Origin of the sequence: Campylobacter sp. BCW_6466 (assembly GCF_001762835.1) — a bacterium.
Classification (GTDB): domain Bacteria; phylum Campylobacterota; class Campylobacteria; order Campylobacterales; family Campylobacteraceae; genus Campylobacter_D; species Campylobacter_D jejuni.
This window is the reverse complement of sequence record NZ_MJXO01000063.1, coordinates 1-7,018: the sequence shown is the minus strand read 5'-3', so window position 1 is coordinate 7,018 and position 7,018 is coordinate 1. Positions and strand designations below refer to the sequence as shown.

At 29.2% G+C, this 7,018-nt stretch carries 7 protein-coding genes and 1 pseudogene; all 8 read left to right on the top strand.

Annotated elements, in window-relative coordinates:
* Window positions 1-342: pseudogene (locus tag AJ887_RS06370) on the top strand (alpha-2,3-sialyltransferase); the annotation flags it as partial.
* 2 nt (window positions 343-344) lie between these two features.
* Entirely contained in the window at window positions 345-890 is a 546-nt protein-coding gene (locus tag AJ887_RS06365) for a dTDP-4-dehydrorhamnose 3,5-epimerase family protein (RefSeq protein ID WP_070285007.1), read from the top strand.
* Window positions 890-1,948: a GDP-L-fucose synthase family protein gene (locus AJ887_RS06360; protein WP_070285006.1), complete on the top strand. Its 1,059-nt coding sequence runs from the start codon at window positions 890-892 to the stop codon at window positions 1,946-1,948. The genes AJ887_RS06365 and AJ887_RS06360 overlap by 1 nt, the downstream gene beginning before the upstream one ends.
* Before the next feature lie 8 nt (window positions 1,949-1,956).
* Window positions 1,957-2,988 (top strand): GDP-mannose 4,6-dehydratase, encoded by a 1,032-nt coding sequence (locus AJ887_RS06355; protein WP_070285004.1) that lies wholly within the window; start codon window positions 1,957-1,959, stop codon window positions 2,986-2,988.
* Window positions 2,985-4,004: a D-glycero-D-manno-heptose 7-phosphate kinase gene (hddA, locus tag AJ887_RS06350; RefSeq protein ID WP_070285001.1), complete on the top strand. Its 1,020-nt coding sequence runs from the start codon at window positions 2,985-2,987 to the stop codon at window positions 4,002-4,004. Before AJ887_RS06355 ends, hddA begins: the two co-directional genes overlap by 4 nt.
* Complete coding sequence (gene gmhA2 / locus AJ887_RS06345) at window positions 3,992-4,597, top strand: D-sedoheptulose 7-phosphate isomerase (RefSeq protein ID WP_070284999.1); 606 nt, start codon at window positions 3,992-3,994, stop codon at window positions 4,595-4,597. The genes hddA and gmhA2 overlap by 13 nt, the downstream gene beginning before the upstream one ends.
* Window positions 4,585-5,259, top strand: coding sequence for a nucleotidyltransferase family protein (locus tag AJ887_RS06340; protein WP_070284997.1), 675 nt, complete (start codon window positions 4,585-4,587; stop codon window positions 5,257-5,259). The genes gmhA2 and AJ887_RS06340 overlap by 13 nt, the downstream gene beginning before the upstream one ends.
* A gap of 11 nt (window positions 5,260-5,270) precedes the next feature.
* The coding region (locus AJ887_RS06335; protein ID WP_070284855.1) for a DUF2972 domain-containing protein at window positions 5,271-7,018 on the top strand (1,748 nt) is incomplete at its 3' end.

Genomic DNA, 7,018 nt, shown 5'->3' with positions numbered 1-7,018 from the left:
AACCAACTTTCTTATAAACTAGGACAAGCTTTGATTTTAAATTCTAAAAGTGTATTCGGTTTTCTATCTTTACCTTTTATAATATTAAGTATTGTTATTTCACATAAACAAGAACAAAAAGCTTATAAATTTAAAGTAAAGAAAAATCCAAATTTAGCTTTACCTCCTTTAGAATCTTATCCTGATTATAATGAAGCTTTAAAAGAAAAAGAATGTTTTACTTATAAATTAGGAGAAGAATTTATTAAGGCTAGTAAAAATTGGTATGGGGGGGGGTATATCAAATTTTATTTTAAAGATGTGCCTAGGTTGAAGAGAGAAATAAATCAAGAAAGGAAATAATCATGGCAATAGAATTTGACATACAAGAATCAAAAATTTTAAAAGGAGTGTATATTATAACTCCTAACAAATTTAGAGATTTAAGAGGTGAAATTTGGACAGCTTTTACAAGTGAAGCTATAGATAATCTTTTGCCAAATGGATTAAAATTTATACATGATAAATTTATACATTCTAAACGTAATGTTATCCGCGGTATCCATGGCGATGCAAAAACTTATAAGTTAGCTACTTGTGTCTATGGAGAAGTGCATCAAGTTGTGGTTGATTGCAGAAAAGATTCACCAACTTATTTGAAGCATGAAAGATTCATCATAAATCAAGATAATCAGCAAATCATTTTAGTTCCAGCAGGTTTTGGAAACGCTCATTATGTTAGCAGTGAAAGTGCAGTGTATTACTATAAATGTGCTTATTTAGGAGAATATATGGATGCGCATGATCAATTTACTTATGCATGGAATGATGAAAGAATTGGTATAGATTGGCCAACAAATTCTCCTATCCTTTCAGAGCGTGATATTTTAGTGATGAGTAAGGATAAATGATGCAAAAAGATTCTAAAATTTACATAGCGGGTCATAGTGGTCTTGTTGGTAGTGCTATACTTAATGAACTTAAGCAACAAGGTTATAAAAATCTTGTTTTTAAAACTCATTTTGAACTCGACTTAACAAATCAAAAAGCTGTGGCTGATTTTTTTGAGAGAGAAAAGCCAGAATATGTTATTTTAGCAGCAGCTAAAGCGGGTGGAATTCTAGCTAATAATACTTATCGTGCTGATTTTATTTATCAAAATTTAATGATAGAGTGCAATGTTATTCATAATGCTTATTTACATAAAGTAAAAAAACTACTTTTCATAGCTTCAACTACGGTTTATCCTAAAAATGCAACATTGCCAACTAGTGAAGAGCAAATGTTAAGTGGAGATCTTGAGTATACTAACAAACCTTACGCAATTGCTAAAATTTCAGGCTTGATGCTTTGTGAAAGTTATAATTTGCAATACAATACAAATTTTATAGCAATCACTCCTACAAATTTATATGGCAATAATGACAAATTTGATCTTGAAAAATCTCATGTATTGCCTGGAATTTTAAGAAAAATGCATTTAGCCAAGCTTTTAAATGAAAAGCGATACGAGGACTTATTAAATGATTTAAAATTTGATTCCATTGAAGAAGCTAAGAATTATTTAAAAAAATTTGGCGTAGATAAGGATAATGTTGAAATTTGGGGCAGTGGAAAACCGACAAGAGAATTTTTACATAGTCAAGATTTAGCAAACGCTTGCTTGTTTATTATGAATAATATAGATTTTAAAGATTTAAAAGGTGATAATACTGAGATTATCAATACTCATTTAAATATAGGTCCGCATAAGAATATCACTATCAAAGAATTAGCAGAATTAATCAAAAATATAGTAGGATTTAAGGGAAATTTAGTTTTTAATTTAAATCATCCAGATGGAGCAATGCAGAAATTTACAGATTGCTCAAAAATTCATTCTTTAGGCTGGAAACATAAAATTGATTTAGAAAAAGGAATTCAAATGATGTATGAATGGTATTTAAAAGAGCAAAATATAAGACAATAGGATAAATCATGAAAAAAACAGCATTAATTACAGGATTTACTGGGCAAGTTGGTTCACAAATGGCAGATTTCTTGCTAGAAAACACAGACTATGATGTTATAGGTATGATGCGTTGGCAAGAACCTATGGACAATATCTATCATTTAAGTGATAGGATAAATAAAAAAGATAGAATCAGTATTTTTTATGCAGATTTAAATGATTACTCTAGTCTTCAAAAGCTTTTTGAGAGCAAAAGACCTGATGTGATTTTTCACCTAGCAGCTCAGTCTTACCCAAAAACTTCTTTTGATATACCTATAGAAACATTACAAACAAATATCATAGGCACAGCAAATATTTTGGAAAACATTAGAATTTTAAAGGCAAAAGATGGCTATGATCCTATAGTGCATATTTGCTCTTCAAGTGAAGTTTATGGTAAAGCAAAAGCAGGTGTTAAACTTAATGAAGAAACAGCTTTTCACGGTGCAAGTCCTTATAGTATAAGCAAAATCGGTACTGATTATTTGGGAAGATTTTATGGCGAAGCTTATAACATTCGCACTTTTGTTACAAGAATGGGAACACATAGTGGCCCAAGACGTTCTGATGTGTTTTTTGAAAGTACAGTTGCAAAACAAATTGCTTTAATTGAAGCGGGTTATCAAGAGCCTGTTATTAAGGTTGGAAATCTTTCGAGTGTAAGAACCTTTCAAGATTGTCGTGACGCTATAAGGGCTTATTATCTACTTTCATTAGAAAGCCGAAAAGGAAAAGTTCCTTACGGGGAAGCTTTTAATATAGCAGGAGAAGAGGCTTTTAAGCTCCCTGAAGTTATAGATATACTCTTATCTTTTTCTACAAGAAAAGATATTAAAGTAGAACAAGATGAGCAAAGATTACGCCCAATTGATGCGGATTATCAAATGTTTGATAATACAAAAATCAAAAGTTTTATTGACTGGAAGCCAGAAATTCCAGCCAGACAAATGTTTGAGGATCTATTAAATCATTGGAGAGATGAGATAAAAAAAGGAAGGATTCCGTTAAATAGATGAAAACTATACGCACGCAAACTCCTCTTCGCCTTGGTTTAGCAGGCGGGGGGACTGATATAAATTTATATTGCAATAAATACACAGGTTATGTTTTAAATGCGACTATATCTTTATATATACATTGTACTTTGATCGAAAGAGAAGATGGAAAAATCATTTTTGATTCTCCTGATACAAATTCTTACTCTGAGTATGAAAGCAAAGAATTCTTAGAAAATGATGGAAAATTAGATATTTTTAAAAGCATTTACAATCGCATTGTAAAAGATTTTACAAAAAAACCTTTGAGTTTTTCTTTGCATACATACTCAGATGTGCCAAGTGGTAGTGGCTTGGGCGGAAGTTCAACTTTGGTTGTAGGGGTTATAAAAGCCTTTACAGAATGGCTTAATCTACCTTTAGGAGAATATGAAATCGCTAAACTTGCTTATGAGATAGAAAGAGAAGATTTAGGCATAGTAGGCGGAGCACAAGATCAATATGCCGCAACTTTTGGTGGTTTTAATTTCATGGAATTTTATGATAATAAAAGAGTAATTGTTAATCCTTTGCGCATTAAAAACTGGATTGCAAGTGAACTTGAGGCTAGAACCGTGCTTTATTTTACAAATATCACAAGAGAAGCAAAAGATATAGAAGAACACAAAAAGGGAAAATTAGGTGATGATAAATCTCTTGAAGCTATGCATGCTATAAAGCAAGATGCTATAAAGATGAAAGAAGCTTTATTTAAGGCTGATTTTGATACTTTAGTACAAATTTTAGGCAAGTCTTGGCAGTCAAAAAAAATCATCTCAGAAATCGTTAGCAATGATGAGCTTGAAAGAATTTATAAACTAGCTATAGATAATGGAGCTTATAGTGGCAAAACCAGTGGAGCAGGAGCAGGTGGATTTATGTTTTTCTTCGTAGATCCTACTAAAAAATACAACCTAATCAAAGCTTTAAGCAAAGAGCAAGGTTATGTGCAGGGTTTTTCATTTACGAAAGAGGGGGTTAAATCATGGAGAATTTAAATTCCTATATAAAAGGACATTTTACAGATTCTATTTTAGTAAAAGAGCAAATTTTAAAAGATGAGAATTTGATAACTCTTATTAAAAATGCTTCATTAGAAGTCATAAAAGCTTATAAAAATGGCAATAAAACCTTACTAGCAGGAAACGGTGGCAGTGCAGCAGATGCACAGCACATCGCAGGGGAATTTGTAAGTAGATTTTATTTTGATAGGCCTGGTATCGCAAGTATTGCGCTTACGACAGATACTAGCATATTAACAGCTATTGGGAATGATTATGGTTATGAAAATTTATTTGCTAGACAAGTGCAAGCTCAAGGTGTTAAAGGAGACGTTTTTATTGGAATTTCAACAAGCGGAAATAGTAAAAACATCTTAAAAGCTTTAGAACTTTGTAAGCAAAAAGAAATCATAAGTATAGGCTTAAGTGGATCTAGCGGTGGAGCGATGAATGAATTTTGTGATTATTGTATAAAAGTGCCTTCAACTTGCACGCCAAGAATTCAAGAAGCGCATATTTTAATAGGACATATTATTTGTGCTATCGTTGAGGAAGAGCTTTTTGGTAAAGGTTTTTCTTGCAAGCAATAATACTTTGTGGTGGCTTAGGAACAAGGCTTAAAAGCGTTATAAAAGACATTCCAAAGCCTATGGCACCGATAAATGATAAACCTTTTTTAGTATTTATTTTTGAGTATCTTAAAAAACAAGGTATAAAAGAAGTAATTTTAGCAGCATCATATAAATATGAAGTGATAAAGGAATATTTTAAAGATGAGTTTTTAGGCATAAAAATAAAATACAGTATAGAAAAAGAGCCTCTAGGAACGGGTGGAGCTATAAAGGAGGCTTTGAAATTTGTAAAAAATAAAGCTTATGTTTTAAACGGTGATACTTTTTTTGACATAGATTTAACTAAGTTAAAGCTAAATGAGAGTAAAATTTGCCTAGCCTTAAAGCAAATGAATGATTTTGATAGGTATGCCACAGTAAATGTTGATGAACAAGGTCTTGTAATTTCTTTTGAGGAAAAGGTATTTAAAAAGCAAGGTTTAATCAATGGTGGAATTTATCTTTTAGATAAAGATATTTTTAAAGATTTTGCTTTGCAGGAAAAATTTTCTTTTGAAGAATTTTTGCAAGAAAATTATGAAAAACTAAAAGCTAAAGCTTATATTTTTGATGATTATTTTATAGATATTGGTGTGCCAAATGATTATTATAACTTTACAACCAATCAAAGCCATTTTTAAAGGAAAACCCCATGTATAACCCAAATTCAGCCATAGAAAGAGTGAAAAATCATCTTGCTTATAAGCTCGGTCAAACTATGATTGACTTTACAAACAATGGGGGGGGATACATAACGTTATTTAAAAAACTCTATAAAATTAAAAAACAACACAAAAAAGAACAAAAAATTTATCAACAAAGCATACAAGTTTTTCCTCAGCTCAAATATCCAAATTTAGAAACATGTAGTGATTATGAGCAAGCTTTAAGATATAAATTTCATTTATCTTATATGCTAGGTGAAGTTTTAATCAAAGCTGATAAAACTTGGTACAAAGGAAGTGGATTTAAACTAAAAAATGATATTAAAAAAGCTAAAAAAGAATTTCAAATTTTTAGAGAAATTTTTAAAGAATTCGATCAGATTAGCTCTAGCATCCTTGAAGGATTGATAGATAATAAACAATTATTCCTAAAAGAATTTCTAAGAATAAAAAATATATTAAAAATTCATCAAGATTATCAACCTATATTAGATAATATTTTTCATAATTTTAATTATTTTATACAAAATTTTGATCTTATAGAAGAATGGTTACTATCAGATGATTTTAATGAAAGATATAAAAAAGGAAATCATCCTTACCCTTCTTTACTTGATCCTAAGAAACTAAATGATGAAAACGAAAAAATTAATTATAAAAATATACCTGCTAAACTTGCATGGGACATGAATTTACCTTTACCTGATGGGTATAAGTTTGTGTATTTAGGATTTGGATTATCAGGACATTCAGCTTTGAATTTGTTTTTAAAAAAATCTTTAAATGTAGTTTCATACTTAAATTCCATAGAATATATCTATTCTTTTTTTAAGAGTGATGCTTGTTTTTTTATTTTTATTCATAGCATGAACGATATAGAAAAAGTCAAAAAATTTTTATATAGAATTTATAGTCAACCTGTATTATTTTTAACTAGAGATCCTATAGAAAGATTAAAGAATGGTATAAATCATGGCTGGTATGCTCACCCTCACCAAAACATCTTTGATACATATATTATTAAAGAATGCAAAATTGATGTTATTTTAGATCGAGTAAAGTATACAAATATTAAAGATTATAAGGTTTTATTTAACAATTTACAATTTTGGATAAATTCTGCTAGTTTTAACTATACAACAATAAGAAATTGTATAGATACACAGATATTTTATTTAGACATGAAAGATATTATGCCTAATAAAGCCTTTAACACAATAAAAAAATTATCCAAAATATTAAATTTTAATCCGCCTAAAGAGGAAAATAAAGATTTTTACGAAGAGATAAAAAGTTCTCATTTTCGATATATTTTACCTATTATATTAATCTACAATGATATTAAATTTTACGTAACTTTGAAAAACGAAAAAGAAAATAATTATATAGATGTAGAAAAATACTTTAATTTTCGTAATGAAATAAAAAAATATATTTGCTTCTCTGTTAGCCCATTAGATGAAGTTAAATTATTAAATTTTATAAATGATAAATACCTAAACGACTTTTTTAATAATTTTTTAAGTATTCTAAATAAAAAATTTATACATATAAAAAAATCCAAAATAACAACTAATGGAATTTTATGGTGCCTTAAAAAAAATAGTGAATTAAAAAAAATATTAAAGAAAATTCTAGATGAAGAACTAATTCACATCAAGCAACATCGTCCAGATATAGTAGCTTCTTGGAAGTATTATCAAGAATTTGAAAAAATGTGTAAGGAGTTAGATGG

What these genes read in the sequence shown, in the direction of transcription:
- AJ887_RS06360 (WP_070285006.1), top strand. Translation starts at nt 890, where the DNA reads ATGCAAAAAGATTCTAAAATTTACATAGCGGGTCATAGTGGTCTTGTT.
- AJ887_RS06355 (WP_070285004.1), top strand. Translation starts at nt 1,957, where the DNA reads ATGAAAAAAACAGCATTAATTACAGGATTTACTGGGCAAGTTGGTTCA.
- AJ887_RS06365 (WP_070285007.1), top strand. Translation starts at nt 345, where the DNA reads ATGGCAATAGAATTTGACATACAAGAATCAAAAATTTTAAAAGGAGTG.
- gmhA2 (WP_070284999.1), top strand. Translation starts at nt 3,992, where the DNA reads ATGGAGAATTTAAATTCCTATATAAAAGGACATTTTACAGATTCTATT.
- hddA (WP_070285001.1), top strand. Translation starts at nt 2,985, where the DNA reads ATGAAAACTATACGCACGCAAACTCCTCTTCGCCTTGGTTTAGCAGGC.